The organism is Tenacibaculum discolor, from assembly GCF_003664185.1.
GTDB classification, from domain to species: domain Bacteria; phylum Bacteroidota; class Bacteroidia; order Flavobacteriales; family Flavobacteriaceae; genus Polaribacter; species Polaribacter discolor.
On sequence record NZ_RCCS01000009.1, the window covers coordinates 1 to 16,118 of the forward strand.

The window sequence follows — 16,118 nt, forward strand, 5'->3', positions numbered from 1 at the left end:
CCGTTTGCGGGTGCAAATATAGATACCTTTTTCCATTCAACAAGCACTTTTCCAACCTTTTTTTTAAACTATTTTTTAATACGCTATACACTAATTAGTTACACACAAAAGTTTTTTATACCGTACCCTATCCCAACTGTTACACTCATTGTTTTCTCTCCTTCCTCTACACTTAAATGGAGAGATTCTCTTTATTTATACCCCCTATATATAATGTTATGAATCGCGTTAGGGATTGAAGCGGCATCCTTTTGTTTAGGGTGCCTTTAGCAACCTAAACAAAAGATACAGCGGAAAGCCCAACACTTTGTTCTGTTATAGCACAGCGGAAACAAACAACAAAGTGGAACGCAAACACCAATAAATTATCTTATTTGAAATACATTATATATATATTGTAGGAAAAATGGTTTTACAATATCTTTGCGTTTCAAAATTTCCACTTGTAAGGAAATTATTTATAACAACTATATTATATAATGATAAAGATTACATTACCCGACGGGAGCGTCAAAGAATTTGAAATGAACAGCACTCCAATGGATGTTGCTAGAAGTATTAGTGAAGGTTTAGCTAGAAATGTTATTTCTGCAAGTTTTAACGGAACTACTGTTGAAACCTCTACTCCTTTAACCACAGATGGCTCGTTGGTTTTATATACATTTAATGATACTGCTGGTAAAAAAGCTTTTTGGCATTCATCTGCTCACGTATTAGCACAAGCTATTCAAGATTTTTATCCTAATGCAAAGTTAACTATTGGTCCTGCTATTGAAAATGGGTTTTACTATGATGTTGATTTTGGTGAGGATACTATTTCTGAGAAAGATTTTGACAAAATAGAGAAGAAGTTTTTGGAGCGTGCTCGTGAAAAAGCTGAATTTAAGATGCGCTCTATTTCTAAAGCTGATGCGTTAGCTTACTATAAAGCTCAAGACAATCAATATAAGGTAGAACTTATTGAAGGTTTAGAGGATGGTGATATAACCTTTTGTGATCATAGTGACTTTACTGATTTATGTCGTGGAGGACATATCCCAAATACTGGGATTATCAAAGCTGTGAAGATTATGAATGTTGCTGGTGCTTATTGGCGTGGTGATGAAAAAAACAATCAACTTACTCGTGTGTATGGCATCTCTTTTCCTAAACAAAAAGAATTAAAACAATATTTAGAACTACTTGAAGAAGCTAAAAAGCGTGACCACAGAAAACTTGGTAAAGAATTAGAGCTTTTTACTTTTTCTCAAAAAGTAGGTCAAGGTTTACCTTTGTGGTTACCAAAAGGTGCTGCTTTACGTGGTCGTTTAGAAGACTTCTTAAAAGCTGCTCAAAAGAAAGCTGGTTATGAAATGGTAATGACTCCTCATATTGGTCAGAAAGAATTATATGTTACTTCTGGTCACTATGCGAAGTATGGTGAAGATAGTTTTCAGCCGATTACTACTCCGAAAGCTGACGAAGAGTTTTTATTAAAACCTATGAATTGCCCACATCACTGTGAGGTATATAACCACAAACCTTATTCATATAAAGACTTACCAAAACGTTTTGCAGAATTTGGTACCGTATATAGATATGAACAAAGTGGTGAATTACATGGTTTAACTCGTGTTCGTGGTTTTACTCAGGATGATGCTCATATTTTCTGTACTCCAGAGCAATTAGACGAAGAGTTTAAAAATGTAATTGATTTAGTACTATATGTATTTGGGTCTTTAGGTTTTGAAGATTTTACTGCTCAGGTATCTATTAGAGACATGGAGAATCTTGATAAATATATTGGTTCGGTTGAAAATTGGGAAAAAGCAGAACAAGCAATTATCAATGCAGCTAAAGATAAAGGTTTAGATTATGTAGTTGAAGAAGGTGAAGCAGCTTTTTATGGACCGAAGTTAGACTTTATGGTAAAAGATGCTTTAGGTAGAAGTTGGCAATTAGGAACTATTCAGGTTGATTATAACTTACCTGAACGTTTTGATTTACACTATAAAGGTGCTGACAACCAACTGCATCGTCCGGTAATGATTCACCGTGCACCATTTGGTTCTATGGAGCGTTTCATTGCAGTTCTACTGGAACATACAGGAGGTAATTTCCCTCTTTGGCTAACCCCTGAGCAAGTTATTGTACTGCCAATCAGTGAGAAATATCAAAAATATACCGAAAAAGTTTTAACTTTGTTAGAAAATTCCGAAATTCGCGCCCTCGTTGATAACCGTAACGAGAAGACAGGAAGAAAGATACGTGATGCCGAAGTTAGCAAAATACCTTTTATGGTTATTGTTGGTGAACAGGAAGAAAAAGATGGCACAGTATCTGTAAGAAAACATGGTGAAGGTGATTTAGGAACATTTACTATAGAAGAGTTCATTTCTCTAATACAGAAAGAAGTTAGTAAAACATTAGTTCCTTTTGGAAGTTAAAAAAATAAGATAGTAATTTAAAATTTATAAGTCATAGCAATTAGAAGAAAAGGCGGTAGAAGACCCGCGAGAGTAATTAAAGAAGATCAACATAGAATTAATGAAAAAATTAGACATGTTGATGAAGTTCGTCTTGTAGGCGATAACGTGGAAGTTGGTGTATATCCATTAGCTAAAGCTAAAGAGATTGCACGAGAGTTAGAATTAGATTTAGTTGAAATTTCACCTAAAGCTGTTCCTCCTGTTTGTAAAGTTATTGATTACAAAAAGTTCTTATATGAGCAAAAGAAACGTGAAAAAGCTTTAAAAGCTAAAGCTACTAAGGTTACCGTTAAGGAAATCCGTTTTGGACCTCAAACTGACGAACATGATTACGAGTTTAAAAAGAAGCATGCTATTAAGTTCTTACAAGATGGGGCTAAATTAAAAGCTTTTGTATTCTTCAAAGGGCGTTCTATTGTATTTAAAGAACAAGGACAAATTTTACTATTAAAATTAGCTCAAGAATTAGAAGAATATGGTAAGGTAGAACAAATGCCGAAACTAGAAGGAAAACGTATGATTATGTTTATTGCTCCTAAAAAGGTTAAATAAACAAATACAACGATAATATAAGCAAGATAAAACTAAGAACAAAGATGCCTAAAATTAAAACAAAGTCTAGTGCCAAGAAACGTTTCAAGTTAACTGGTTCTGGGAAAATCAAAAGAAAGCACGCGTTTAAAAGCCACATTTTAACAAAGAAGTCTAAAAAACGTAAGCTTGCATTAACTCATTCGACTTTAGTACACAAGTCAGATGAAGCAAACATTAAGCAACAATTAGTTTTAAAATAATTGTTAGCACAGGGAATTTAATTATTAACCATGGAGTTAGGCTCATTTAAGAACTTTTAAATAAGTCGCCTACTACAAAAACACATTTGAATTATGCCAAGATCAGTAAATTCAGTAGCTTCAAGAAATAGAAGAAAAAAAATCTTGAAGCAAGCAAAAGGTTACTTTGGACGTCGTAAAAACGTTTACACAGTAGCAAAGAATGCGGTTGAAAAAGGAATGTTATATGCATACCGTGACCGTAAAAACAATAAGAGAAACTTCCGTTCATTATGGATTCAACGTATTAACGCTGGAGCTCGTCAGTACGGAATGTCTTACTCACAGTTTATGGGGAAAGTAAAAGCTAATAATATTGAGTTAAACCGTAAGGTTTTAGCTGATTTAGCTATGAACAACCCAGAAGCTTTTAAGGCCATTGTAGAAAAAGTAAAATAAGTTTCATAACCTTGCTTATACTAAAAACCCAAACCTTAACGTTTGGGTTTTTTTAAACCATCCACATTCATCAATTGAACTAAAATATCAATCCTATGAAATTTTTTAAAATAGTATTCGTCTTTATCTTTACTCAAAGTATTATCGCTCAAAATAGCACTCCTGATCAACCTAACACAGTTGAAAATCAATTTGAAGAGCTTTATAAAAAATCAAACAACTATCAAATTTACAAGGTTGTAAAAAAGAATGAATATTTAAGACTACAGAATAGTATTTTAGATAGTATAAAAGTTATTAAAACAGATGCTGCTGCTAAACAGGTAAAAATAGATGAACAGCAAAAAAACATTTCTGAGTTACAGACTAAAATAGATACATTGAATAAAGATTTGGCTACTTCTATTGATAAAGAAGATGCTATTTCTTTTATTGGTATTCCTTTAAACAAGCCTACCTATAACTCTATAGTATGGGGGATTATTTTTGTTTTACTTGCTGGATTAGCTTTCTTTATCTACAGATTTAAAAACAGCAATGTGGTTACTAAGGAAACCAAAAGTTTACTAGCTGATACTGAAGAGGAGTTTGAACAGTACAAAAGAAAGTCTATTGAAAAAGAGCAAAAACTACGTAGACAGTTACAAGACGAGATTAACAAACAACGTGGTGTAAGTTAAGCTGCCTACACCTACAATTTTTATAACTCATAAAAAAGCGACCTTAATAAGGTTGCTTTTTTCTTTATTATGCTCTACTCTTTTTAATGTGTAGAAAAAATTACTTTAGTGTTTTGCAACATTAAAAAAAAACATACGTCTTTAGTCCAAAAATAAAATGGTACTAAACTTCAAAACAGTCATATTTACTTTAATTATTAGCAGTATAATTATTAGTTGCAAAACAAAAAAACACCAACAAACAGATGATGTAGCTATATTGATTTCAAAAGAGCTAGATACTTTAATTTCTAATCCTGAAATAAACGGGGTATCTGCAGGAGTTTTTTACAAAGGAAAAACTTATGAATTTCATAAAGGTAATTTAAACAAAGAAGATATCAAGCCCCCTACCAAAAATACAATATATGAAATAGCTTCTTTGACAAAAACTTTTAGTGGTATTCTATTAGCTCAAGCAATAAATGAAGAAAAAGTTTCTTTAGATGATGACATCAGAAACTACTTAAAAGGTAATTTTCCTAATTTAGAATATCAAGGACACCCTATTACCTTTCGTAATTTATTAACTCACAGGAGTGGTTTACCAATTATTTTCCCAAACAAACCTGAAATCTTCTCTCCCTCAAACAAAGAAAAGCTTCCTTTTCTCATTACAGACTTGCAAAAAGGTTTTACAAAAAAAGATTTTTTTGCCGAACTTCATAAGGTAAGAATAGACACAATTCCGGGAACCAAGTTTGGATATTCAAATCCAGGGGCTAACTTATTAGGGTATTGTTTAGAGAATATTTATAAAATGTCTTTTGAAGAGTTATTAAGGAAGAAAATATTAACTCCTTTAAAAATGGATAATACCAAAATAGTATTAACTGAAGAAGAAAAAAAATTCTTGGCACAAGGATACAACGGTAAAAATCAAAAAATGCCTTTTGAACCTGAAATGCCAATGAAAGCTGCAGGAGGTATTCTATCCACTGTAGAAGACATGAATAAATACATGAGGTTCCATTTAAATCAAAACGACGAAGTAATTAAAATCTCTCACAAAAAACTACTTGGACTTTGGGAAGATTTTGATAATGGTTTTTTCTGGCAAATATTAATCAATGAAAACAAACCTGATATAGTTTTTCAAAACGGTGGGGCTTTTGGCACTTCAAGCTGGTTAACTCTAATTCCCAAAAAACAAATAGGTGTTTTTATTGTTACTAATAAAAAAGATGAAAAAACCCATAGTTATTTAAAAAATACTGTAGATAAAATTATAAATAAGTTGGAATAAACTATAAAAAATCCCGAGTTCATTACTCGGGATTATATTTTACGCTAAAAACTGTTGTAATCAATTGGATAAACAATTTTATTTTAAAATAAAAACTATAAAATCTGTTTAATCACAACATTCGTTTCTACTCAAAACTTCTGAGTACAATTCTATTATTTATGATAACCCTGAGATTACTCCGTTATTGTCAATCGTCATATTTTCAGATGCAGGTGTTGCTGGTAACCCAGGCATGCGCATCATTTTTCCTAAAATTGGAATTATAAATTGTGCTCCTGCTGCAATTTCAATTTCTCTAACATTTACTGTGAATCCTTCTGGTCTTCCTATCAACTTATCATTATCGGAAAATGATTTTTGAGTTTTTGCCATACACACAGCAAAATTATTAAATCCTAAACGATCAATTCTTCGTAAGTTTAACTCAGCTTTTTTATCATAGGTTACAGCATCTGCTCCATAAATTTCTTTAGCAATTTTTTCTATTTTCTCTTTTACAGGACTTTTCCAATCATACAAAGGCTTATATTGTGTAGCTTTATTTTCAACTACATCAACTACAGCTTTGGCTAAGTTTTTAGTTCCTTCTCCTCCTTTTGCCCATCCTTCAGAAACGACAGCTTGTACACCTAAATTCTTGCAGGCGTCAATAACAAACTGTACTTCTTCATCTGAATCAGATATAAAAGAATTAATTGCTACTACAGGCTCAATATTGAATTTTCTAATATTTTCAATATGCTTTTCTAAATTTTTAAATCCGTTTTGTACACGCTTTAAACTTGGTGTATTATATTCCTCTTTTGGAGAACCTCCATGATGACGCAACGCTCTGATTGTTGCTACTAACACCACACATTTAGGATTTAACCCTGCATATTGTGATTTTATGTTCAAGAATTTTTCGGCTCCTAAATCAGCTCCAAAACCAGCTTCAGTTACTACATAATTTGATAAAGATAACCCCATTTTTGTAGCGATAATTGTATTCGTTCCTTGTGCTATATTTGCAAAAGGTCCACCATGAATAATTGCTGGGTTTTCCTCTAACGTTTGTACCAAGTTTGGTTTTACCGCATCTTTAAGCAAAATAGCCATTGCATCTTGTGCTTTTAAATCACGAGCAAACACTGGTTTTTTATCAAAAGTAAATCCGATAAAAATATTCCCTAATCGCTCTTTCAAGTCATTAAAACTTGTAGCCATACAAAGAATAGCCATTACTTCAGATGCTGGTGTAATATTGAATCCGTCTTCTCGAGGAATTCCATTAGCTGTACCTCCTAAACCAATTGTTATTTGACGTAACGAACGATCGTTCATATCAATTACACGCTTCAATAAAATTGTTCTCGGATCAATATTTAAATTATTAGTCCTGCTTTGTAGGTTATTATCTATTAAAGCTGATAATAAATTGTTCGCTTTCTCAATTGCATTAAAGTCTCCCGTAAAATGTAGGTTGATGTCCTCCATAGGCACAACTTGTGAGTATCCTCCTCCAGCAGCTCCTCCTTTTATTCCAAAAACAGGTCCTAATGACGGTTCTCTTAATACTACTGTAGCCTGCTTCCCTACCTTATTCAATCCTTCAGTTAAACCTATAGAAACAGTGGTTTTCCCCTCTCCTGCAGGTGTTGGAGTTAACGCTGTTACCAACACTAAGTTGTTTTGCTTTATTTTCTTTTCATCTATTAAGTTTAGAGGTAATTTAGCCTTATATTTTCCATACATTTCTAAATCATCTTCTCTTACTTGTAACTTACTAGCTATATGTTTAATATGTTGTAATTCTTTTGCTTGAGCAATCTCGATATCGGTTAAATGCGCCATGGCAAATTATTTAAATTTTTAAGTTATTTGTTGTACTAAAAAAGCAGGTAAATATACGTAATATAATCCCTATGAAAACTGACATTTGTTAGCAAATATTCCTTAATTATTATCTAAAGACATAAATATGGTAAAAGAATTGGCTTTTCTTTTAATGAAACGCTATATTTGCACGTTTTTAAAATAAAGTCGATTTAAATTATTTACAATGCAAAACAAAGGATTAATTAAATTATTTGCTATACTTTTTGGTCTAGTAAGTATTTATCAATTATCGTTTACGTTCTTTGCCAATACGGTAGAAGATAGTGCGAAACAGTATGCTAAGGCTAATGTTAGTGATAACAATGGTAGAGCTTTGGCTAGATATGAAAGAAAATACTTAGATAGCGTAGCTAACAAAGAGGTAGTAAACTTAGGATTTGCAAAGTACTCTTACAACGATATTAAGAACAAGGAAATGAACCTTGGTCTTGATTTAAAAGGGGGTATTAATGCAATTTTACAGGTATCGGTAAAAGATATCTTAATCGGATTATCTAACGATTCTCAAAACACAACTTTTAAGCAAGCGTTAGCAAATGCTGATGAAGCTCAAAAGAATAGTCAAGAGAATTACTTAGATTTATTCTACAACGAGTTCGAAAAATTAAGCAACGGTAGCGTTAAGTTAAGCGATCCAAGCATTTTTGGAACTAAAGCTTTACGTGATAAAATAGACTTCAACAAAACCAACGAGCAGGTTAAATCGACTTTACAAGAAGAAATCAACACTTCTATCAACACTGCTTTTGAAGTATTACGTAGCCGTATTGACAAATTTGGAGTTGTTCAACCAAATATCCAACGCATTGGAACTTCTGGTAGAATTCAAGTTGAATTACCAGGAGCTAAAGACATTGACCGTGTAGAGAAGTTATTACAGAGTACTGCTGAATTACAGTTCTGGGAAGTTCACACAAATGCAGATGTTCAAAACTTTTTCTTTGCCGCAAATGCAAAGGTTGCTGAAATGTTAAAAGATGATTCAGCTACTGAACAAGTTAAAGATACTGCTAAGGCAGACAACGATATTGATGATTTATTAGGTGAATCAGCTGATTCAACAAAAGTTGAAACTCAAAAGAATTTATTTTCTTATTTATACCCTAATGTAGCGCAAAGCCAACAACAAATAAGTTCTTTAGTTGCACAAGCTAGAGTTCAGGATACTGCGAAAGTAAATAGTTTCTTACACAACAAGGAAGTAAGAGCTTTGTTACCTAACAATTTAAAATACACTAAGTTTTTATGGGACTATAAGTCTCAAGCTGGTGCTGATGGAACTGAGATTATTGGTTTATATGCTATTAAATCTAACAGAAAAGACAAAGCTCCTATTGATGGAGATGTAATTGCTGATGCCAAACAAGAATACGACCAGCTAAGTAAGCCTGTTGTATCTATGTTAATGAATGGTTCAGGAACTAAGCAATGGGCAAAAATGACTAGCGAAAATGTTGGTAAGTTCGTCGCTGTAGTTTTAGACAACTATGTATATACTGCTCCTGTAGTAAACGGAGCTATCACAGGAGGTAGTACTCAGATTTCAGGAGGTACAATGACTGTAAATGAAGCTCAAGATATTGCTACTGTATTAAAAGCTGGTAAGCTACCTGCTCCAGCTCGTATTATCCAAGCACAGGTTGTTGGTCCATCATTAGGTAAAGAATCTATTGATGCTAGTATGTGGTCATTTGGATTAGCTATTATTTTAGTACTAGTTTGGATGTTCTTATACTACGGAAGAGCTGGTATTTATGCCAACATTGCTTTAGTAGTTAACATCTTATTCATTTTTGGAATTTTAGCCTCGTTTAACTCTGTATTGACATTACCTGGTATTGCTGGTATTATCTTAACCATAGGTATGTCGGTAGATGCGAACGTAATTATTTTTGAAAGAATTAAAGAAGCATTATATGGAGGAAAAAACTTAGGTGAATCTGTAGATGAAGGTTTTAGTATTAAAGGTGCATTATCTGCAATTATTGATGCCAATATTACTACTTTATTAACAGGTATTATTTTATATACTTTCGGTACAGGACCAATTAAAGGTTTTGCTTTAACTTTAATGATTGGTATTGCTACTTCTTTATTTACAGCTGTATTTATTACTCGTTTATTTATTGACGGTTCTGTTGAAAGAGGTACTAAATTATCTTTCAATACTGGTTTCTCTAAAAATTGGTTTAGAAATATTAGTATTGAATTCTTACAAAAGCGTAAGGTTGCTTACATTATTTCAGGATTCTTTATCGTAGTTGGTTTAGTTTCTATTTTTACTGTAGGTTTAAAACAAGGAGTAGACTTTAAAGGAGGTCGTTCTTATGTAGTTCGTTTTGATGAAGCTATGAAAGGAAACGAAGTAGCTGAACAATTAAAAGATGTATTTGGTACAGCTCCAGAAGTAAAAACTTATGGTTCTGATCATCAATTAAAAATTACTACTGCCTTCAAAATTGATGAAGAAGGTACTGATGTTGATGAAACTGTACAAAATGCTCTATACAATGGTTTAAAACCATATTTAGGTGATACTTCATATGAAAACTTTAAACCTGGTTTTGAAAAAGCAGGAAATGGAATTATGAGCTATATGAAAGTAGAACCAACTATTGCAGATGATATTAAGCAATCAGCTTTGTGGGCAGTTTTAGGTTCATTAATTGTAGTTTTCTTATATATCTTATTACGTTTTAGAAAAATGGCTTATTCTATCGGTGCGGTAGTAGCTGTTTTCCACGATGTTTTAGTTGTATTAGGTGTATTCTCTTTACTATACAAATTCATGCCATTTGATATGGAGATTGGTCAATCGTTTATCGCTGCTATATTAACAGTAGTAGGATACTCATTGAACGATACCGTGGTAATTTTTGATAGAATTAGAGAGTTTACAGAAGGTAAAAACTCAGTTACTGCTAGCTTAGTAAACAAAGCATTAAACAGTACATTAGGAAGAACTATCAACACATCTTTAACTACATTATTAGTAATGTTAGCTATCTTCTTCTTTGGAGGAGACAGTATTAAAGGGTTTATGTTCGCATTAATCGTAGGTGTGGTAGTAGGTACTTACTCTTCTTTATTTGTTGCAACGCCAATTATGTTTGACGTTTCTAAAAAAGAAGAAAACAAGTAACTCATATAAAAGCATACATAAAACCGTTTTGAATAAACTTCAAAACGGTTTTTTCATTTAATATCAAGCAACTATCTTTGCAGTCTGATGAAAATTACAAAACTCCACGATTTATACTTTAAAGAATTTATTTCAGCTGATGAAATTTCTAAAATTGTTAGCTCTTTAGCTCAACAAGTAAAAAAAGATTTACCTTCTAACGAAGTTCCTATTTTCATAGGAATTTTGAATGGGTGCTTTGTTTTTACTGCAGATTTTTTACGTGAATATAAAGGAAACTGTGAAATTAGTTTTGTTAAGTTGTCTTCATACCAAGGCACAGCTTCAACAGAAAATGTAAAGAGTTTAATAGGTCTTAATGAAGATTTATCTGGTCGTACCGTTGTAATTTTAGAAGATATTATTGATACAGGTACAACCTTACAAGAGATTTACGAAATCTTTAAAACTAAAAATTTAAAAGAATTAAAAATAGTAACACTTTTTTACAAGCCTGATGTTTACCGTAAAGAGTTACACATAGATTATATCGGAAAAGGTATTGACGATAAATTTATTGTAGGCTACGGATTAGATTACAAAGGGTATGGTAGAAACTTGCCTGCTATTTATCAATTAACAACACAACCCAAAATGAAAAACGTCGTATTATTCGGCCCTCCTGGAGCAGGAAAAGGTACTCAAGCAGAAGTTTTAAAAGAAAAATACAATTTAGTACACATTTCAACAGGAGATGTATTCCGATTTAATATTAAAAATGAAACTGAATTAGGTGTATTAGCGAAAAAATATATTGATGCTGGTGATTTAGTTCCTGATGAAGTTACGGTTAACATGCTAAAAGAAGAGGTAAACAAAAATGCAGATGCTGCTGGTTTTATTTTTGATGGTTTCCCTCGTACAGAATCGCAAGCAGAAGCTTTAGATGCTTTTTTAGCTGAAAAAGGTGAACGTATTAACGGAATGGTTGCTTTAGAAGTTCCTGAAGATTTATTAGTTAAGCGTATTTTAGAAAGAGGAAAAACCAGTGGTCGTTCTGACGATATGGATGAAAGTAAAATCCGCAATCGTTTTAACGAATACAACACTAAAACAGCTGTTTTAAAAGATTATTACCAAGCACAAGGTAATTACTACGGCGTAAACGGAGTTGGTTCTATTGAAGAGATCACACAACGTTTATCAGACGTATTTGATACATTATAACAAGAACTTGTTTAATCATTAAAGCAATAATAATTATCGCTTTTTTAAAGATTCAACAAATAAACAACAAACAATGACTGAAGGAAATTTTGTCGACTATATTAAAATCTACGCATCATCTGGTAAAGGTGGTCGTGGATCTGCACACTTACATCGCGAAAAATATATTGCGAAAGGTGGACCTGATGGTGGTGACGGTGGTCGAGGTGGTCACATAATATTACGTGGCGATAAAAATATGTGGACACTTTTCCATTTAAAATTTAAACGTCATTTTAGAGCTGAACACGGTGGTGATGGAAGTAGCAGTAGAAGTACTGGACATGATGGTGCAGATGTTATAATTCCTGTTCCATTGGGAACTATTATCCGTGATGCTGATACTGACGAAATTTTATATGAAGTTATTGAAGACGGAGAAGAAATCATCTTATTAGAAGGTGGTAAAGGTGGTCGTGGTAACTGGCATTTTAAATCATCTACTAACCAAACTCCTCGTTATGCTCAACCAGGTATTGACGGACAGGAAGGTTGGTACCGTATTGAGTTAAAAGTTTTAGCTGATGTTGGTTTAGTTGGTTTCCCAAATGCTGGAAAATCTACTTTATTATCAGTAATTACAGCTGCAAAACCTAAAATTGCTGATTACGCTTTTACTACCTTAAAACCTAACTTAGGTATTGTAGAGTATCGTAATCATCAAAGTTTTGTAATGGCTGATATTCCTGGAATTATTGAAGGAGCCGCTGAAGGAAAAGGTTTGGGGCATCACTTTTTACGTCATATAGAACGTAACTCTACCCTACTCTTTTTAATTCCTGCAGATAGCGAGGATATAAAAAAGGAATATGAAATCTTGCTAAATGAACTTCGTAAACACAATCCTGAATTATTGGATAAAGATCGTTTGTTAGCTATCTCAAAATCGGATATGTTAGATGATGAACTTAAAGAAGAAATCAAACAAGATTTACCAGAAGGTATTGAAGCCTTATTTATCTCTTCTGTAGCTCAACAGGGCTTAATGGAGTTAAAAGATAAACTCTGGCAAATGTTGAATTAATTATTCAACTAAATAATATTAAAAAAGCAATCTCATTTGAGGTTGCTTTTTTTATTTTAATTCATGTTCCAAACTTTTTCAAAAACTTCTTTAAAAACTATGCTAGAATTTTTTTTAGAACTTTTTTGAATATACAAATTCATTAGTGCTACTCTATCTACAGCACTTGGATGTGTAAATATTTCTGGACCTAATAAAGATTGAACTACTTCTAAATTCTGTTTTAATTCTTCTCCTAAAGCTTTCTCTTTAGTTAGCATTAAATGTATAGCAATTAAATCTGCTAAATACTCTGCTTTTTTATAATCATTTGTTTCAATCCCAGAAGGTATTTGCAAACCTAATTTAAACTTTTTTGCTTGGTTAAGTGTTACAATATGACCTATCTCATGAGATAATACATAAACTTTTATATAATCTTTATCATAATCTACTAATCCTTGACTTACTTCAATATAATTATCTGCTGCTCCAGCATTAATAGAGTTGTCATTTTTATCTATCCTAAATTCACTAGGTATTTTTATATCAATATATGAACTAAACAAAGGTTTTATTTTTTCTTGATATAATTTATTTAACTGTTCTTCTTTATTTAATTCTAGAACTATGTCTTCATTTTTTATAGCACTCGTTTTACAAGTTACTAGTAAAATAGCTATTAATAATATGGTTACTTTATTCATTATAAATTTGCATAAAAAAACACCCTTAAAATAAATTCTAAGAGTGCTTAACTAGGGGAATAATCAATTAATCAAAATAAGTGTACGTAATGTCAGTGTTAATGAATCCAAATACTACATATGACGCTGTTACAGGGTAGTTATCTGTGTTATATGTATATATTACAGGTGTATCACTTGAAAAACTACCTTGTGTTGGGTTGTTTACATTTACTGCATCTAACCCTATTCCTATATTAATCTTTGAAAAAGCTGATGGGTAAACACCTTTAAAAGGATTATTTTTGTCATCATAAGTGTTTTCCAATGTTTCAGTTCCAATAGTTTGAGACTTTACATTCCCTTCTTCATTGTATACATAACTTGTATTAGTTATTTTATCATTTTCTTTGTTTACCCTTACCTTCTTTTCTAATCTATTATCTGAATCATAAGTGTAGGTATAAGTATAAACCTCTTTACCGTCTTCTTTTTCAATAGCGCTTACAATTAAACCTGTATCATTGTAAGTGTAGCTTGTACTTTTCGCATCGGTTTTAACTTCTATTACTTGGTTTTTATCATCATATACCAATGTGTACGTTGTAGTTACTCCTCCTTCTTCAATTGCATATGATTTAATAAAGTTAGATACATCATCATATGTATAAGTAGTTAGACTCTCACTATAATCATCTTTAAAAAGGAAGGTTTTTATTTTTGAACCACTACCTACTTCTCCACGAATATTAATAGTAACATTGTATACTTTTTCATCACCATTTTCAGCAGTAACAGTAAATGGCATTGCTTCACCATCTACAAAGCTTATCACTTCTCCTGAAGCTGGTGAAATAGTAGCTTTATCTGATATGGTAATATTAGGAACTAAACCTGTAATATCTGTTTTAAAAGGAACACTTATTGTAATGTTATTTCCTAAATCATATATAACATCCTCTTCGCTTAAGCCTTCAAAATTTATTTTGAAACTTGTAATACTGTTTAAAGATGATTGTACTACTTTATCGCTATCATCACTAGAGCAGCCTACTACTACAAGCGCTATAATTAAAGACAAAAAAGGGAATACTTTTTTCATAATGTAAAAATTTAAATATTATTAATTTATTATCGACTTCTTTTATTCCGTTCGATAATCACGGACTATACTTTAAAAGTTTGGGTTGTTTATTTTAGCATCGTTAGGAAACTGAACTACGTATCTACTGTCGTTTTGTTGTAATGTGTAATTTTTTCCTTCATACCACTTTACAATTTGTGGTTGTGTAGTTCTCTTTAAATCATTCCAACGTTGACCTTCAATAGCAAATTCACGTGCACGCTCATCTAATATTTCTTCATACAACTCTTGTTTGTTTAAAGAGTTGATATATGTAGTATACGTTGTCATTTTAGACGGAGTATATCTGTTTTTTGCAAACGCTAACAATTCTGTTTTTGCTAAACTTAATTCGTTTTGTTGCGCATACGCTTCTGCTAAAATCAAATACAGTTCTGCTACCCTGAAGGTGGATTTGTACTTAATATCAGCTGTTTTATTGGCTCTATAAACCGTTCCGTCTTTCCTAAAATACATATTGAATCTTAAATCATTTGTTCTATCGTATTTACTTAAAAAAGTATCAGACATAGAAGCATCGGTAGTGATATTATCAGAAGATATCATGTCTAACGCCAAAATAGATTCTACTGAATTAAATTCTGAAGGCATCATAGAACTATCTGAGTTTAAATCTTGAACAGTATTTTTTATAGCCAATGCTTCTTTAGCTGCATCAATAGCTTGTTGCCATTCATTTTTAGATAAAAACACCTTGGCTTTTAAGCTTTTTAAAGCTATTGTTGAGAATCTATAATTTAATCCTGTTTCTTGTTGCGCAACATTTAAACGTGTTTCAGCATTTGTAATATCTTGTAAGATTTGCTCATAAACCTCTTCAACTGATTGAATATCATATTTCTGATCTAAATTATACTCAGTTACTACAGGCACTCCTCCATCGCTATTAGCAGTTGTAACATTATAAGCTTTACTATATAAATTAACCAACTGAAAATATTGTAAGGCTCTTAAAGCATAAGCTTCACCTACCAACTGACTAATTTGAGTGGCGTCTCCAGTTATTTCAGCTTGATTTTCTATAACGTGATTTGCATGAAAGATTATTTTGTAAAAACTAGCATACGAAAAAGCTGTTGTTAATGGCGACGCACTTTCGTCATTCCATATAAAAAGATCTTCATACAGTTCAGATGCAAAAGATGCTTTGGTTAATTGAAGCTCATCACTTCTATATGTTGTTAATATATGGTTGTTTTTTTTTGTACCGTAAGCTGTTGTTAAAAAGCTTCGGTAATCTTCAACCGATTTAGGAATTATTTGCCCTACTGGCTCTACATCTAAGTAGTCATCACACGAAACCATGCTTGCTACTGCTATGAATAATATATATATGTGTTTTCTCATTTCTA

The 16,118-nt window shown here is 32.1% G+C and carries 13 protein-coding genes; 9 read left to right on the top strand and 4 right to left on the bottom strand.

Annotated elements, in window-relative coordinates; genetic code table 11:
* The first annotated feature begins 479 nt into the window (after positions 1-479).
* From thrS to C8N27_RS12140, 6 genes are all read left to right on the top strand, one after another.
* Positions 480-2,426 carry a threonine--tRNA ligase gene (gene thrS, locus C8N27_RS12115; RefSeq protein ID WP_099215429.1) on the top strand — a complete coding sequence of 649 codons (1,947 nt, stop codon included), beginning with the start codon at positions 480-482 and terminating at the stop codon, positions 2,424-2,426.
* Positions 2,427-2,501: 75 nt separating this feature from the next.
* Positions 2,502-3,020: a translation initiation factor IF-3 gene (infC, locus tag C8N27_RS12120; protein ID WP_099215430.1), complete on the top strand. Its 519-nt coding sequence runs from the start codon at positions 2,502-2,504 to the stop codon at positions 3,018-3,020.
* 44 nt (positions 3,021-3,064) lie between these two features.
* Positions 3,065-3,262 (top strand): 50S ribosomal protein L35, encoded by a 198-nt coding sequence (gene rpmI / locus C8N27_RS12125; RefSeq protein WP_099215431.1) that lies wholly within the window; start codon positions 3,065-3,067, stop codon positions 3,260-3,262.
* 93 nt (positions 3,263-3,355) lie between these two features.
* Positions 3,356-3,700 carry a 50S ribosomal protein L20 gene (gene rplT, locus C8N27_RS12130; RefSeq protein WP_099215432.1) on the top strand — a complete coding sequence of 115 codons (345 nt, stop codon included), beginning with the start codon at positions 3,356-3,358 and terminating at the stop codon, positions 3,698-3,700.
* A 95-nt stretch (positions 3,701-3,795) separates the two neighbouring features.
* Positions 3,796-4,380: a tRNA (guanine-N1)-methyltransferase gene (locus tag C8N27_RS12135; RefSeq protein ID WP_121147593.1), complete on the top strand. Its 585-nt coding sequence runs from the start codon at positions 3,796-3,798 to the stop codon at positions 4,378-4,380.
* A gap of 157 nt (positions 4,381-4,537) precedes the next feature.
* Entirely contained in the window at positions 4,538-5,665 is a 1,128-nt protein-coding gene (locus tag C8N27_RS12140) for a serine hydrolase domain-containing protein (RefSeq protein ID WP_121147595.1), read from the top strand.
* A 159-nt stretch (positions 5,666-5,824) separates the two neighbouring features.
* Here the strand turns inward: C8N27_RS12140 and C8N27_RS12145 are convergent, their stop codons facing one another.
* Positions 5,825-7,501, bottom strand: coding sequence for a formate--tetrahydrofolate ligase (locus C8N27_RS12145; protein ID WP_121147596.1), 1,677 nt, complete (start codon positions 7,499-7,501; stop codon positions 5,825-5,827).
* 208 nt (positions 7,502-7,709) lie between these two features.
* On the opposite strand from C8N27_RS12145, the gene secDF reads away from it, so the two are divergent.
* From secDF to obgE, 3 genes are all read left to right on the top strand, one after another.
* Positions 7,710-10,688, top strand: coding sequence for a protein translocase subunit SecDF (secDF, locus tag C8N27_RS12150; RefSeq protein ID WP_121147598.1), 2,979 nt, complete (start codon positions 7,710-7,712; stop codon positions 10,686-10,688).
* Positions 10,689-10,775: 87 nt separating this feature from the next.
* Positions 10,776-11,894 (top strand): adenylate kinase, encoded by a 1,119-nt coding sequence (locus C8N27_RS12155; protein WP_121147600.1) that lies wholly within the window; start codon positions 10,776-10,778, stop codon positions 11,892-11,894.
* A gap of 73 nt (positions 11,895-11,967) precedes the next feature.
* Positions 11,968-12,957: a GTPase ObgE gene (obgE, locus tag C8N27_RS12160; protein ID WP_099215438.1), complete on the top strand. Its 990-nt coding sequence runs from the start codon at positions 11,968-11,970 to the stop codon at positions 12,955-12,957.
* Positions 12,958-13,013: 56 nt separating this feature from the next.
* On the opposite strand, the gene C8N27_RS12165 is transcribed toward obgE, so the two are convergent.
* The 3 genes from C8N27_RS12165 to C8N27_RS12175 form a co-directional block, all read right to left on the bottom strand.
* Entirely contained in the window at positions 13,014-13,643 is a 630-nt protein-coding gene (locus C8N27_RS12165) for a M48 family metalloprotease (protein ID WP_121147602.1), read from the bottom strand.
* Between the two features lie 67 nt (positions 13,644-13,710).
* A complete protein-coding gene (locus C8N27_RS12170) occupies positions 13,711-14,724 on the bottom strand; it encodes an SGBP N-terminal domain-containing protein (protein WP_121147603.1) in 1,014 nt (337 codons plus the stop codon).
* A gap of 72 nt (positions 14,725-14,796) precedes the next feature.
* Positions 14,797-16,113, bottom strand: a complete 1,317-nt coding sequence (locus tag C8N27_RS12175; RefSeq protein WP_121147605.1) for a RagB/SusD family nutrient uptake outer membrane protein — start codon at positions 16,111-16,113, stop codon at positions 14,797-14,799.
* Positions 16,114-16,118: the final 5 nt, after the last annotated feature.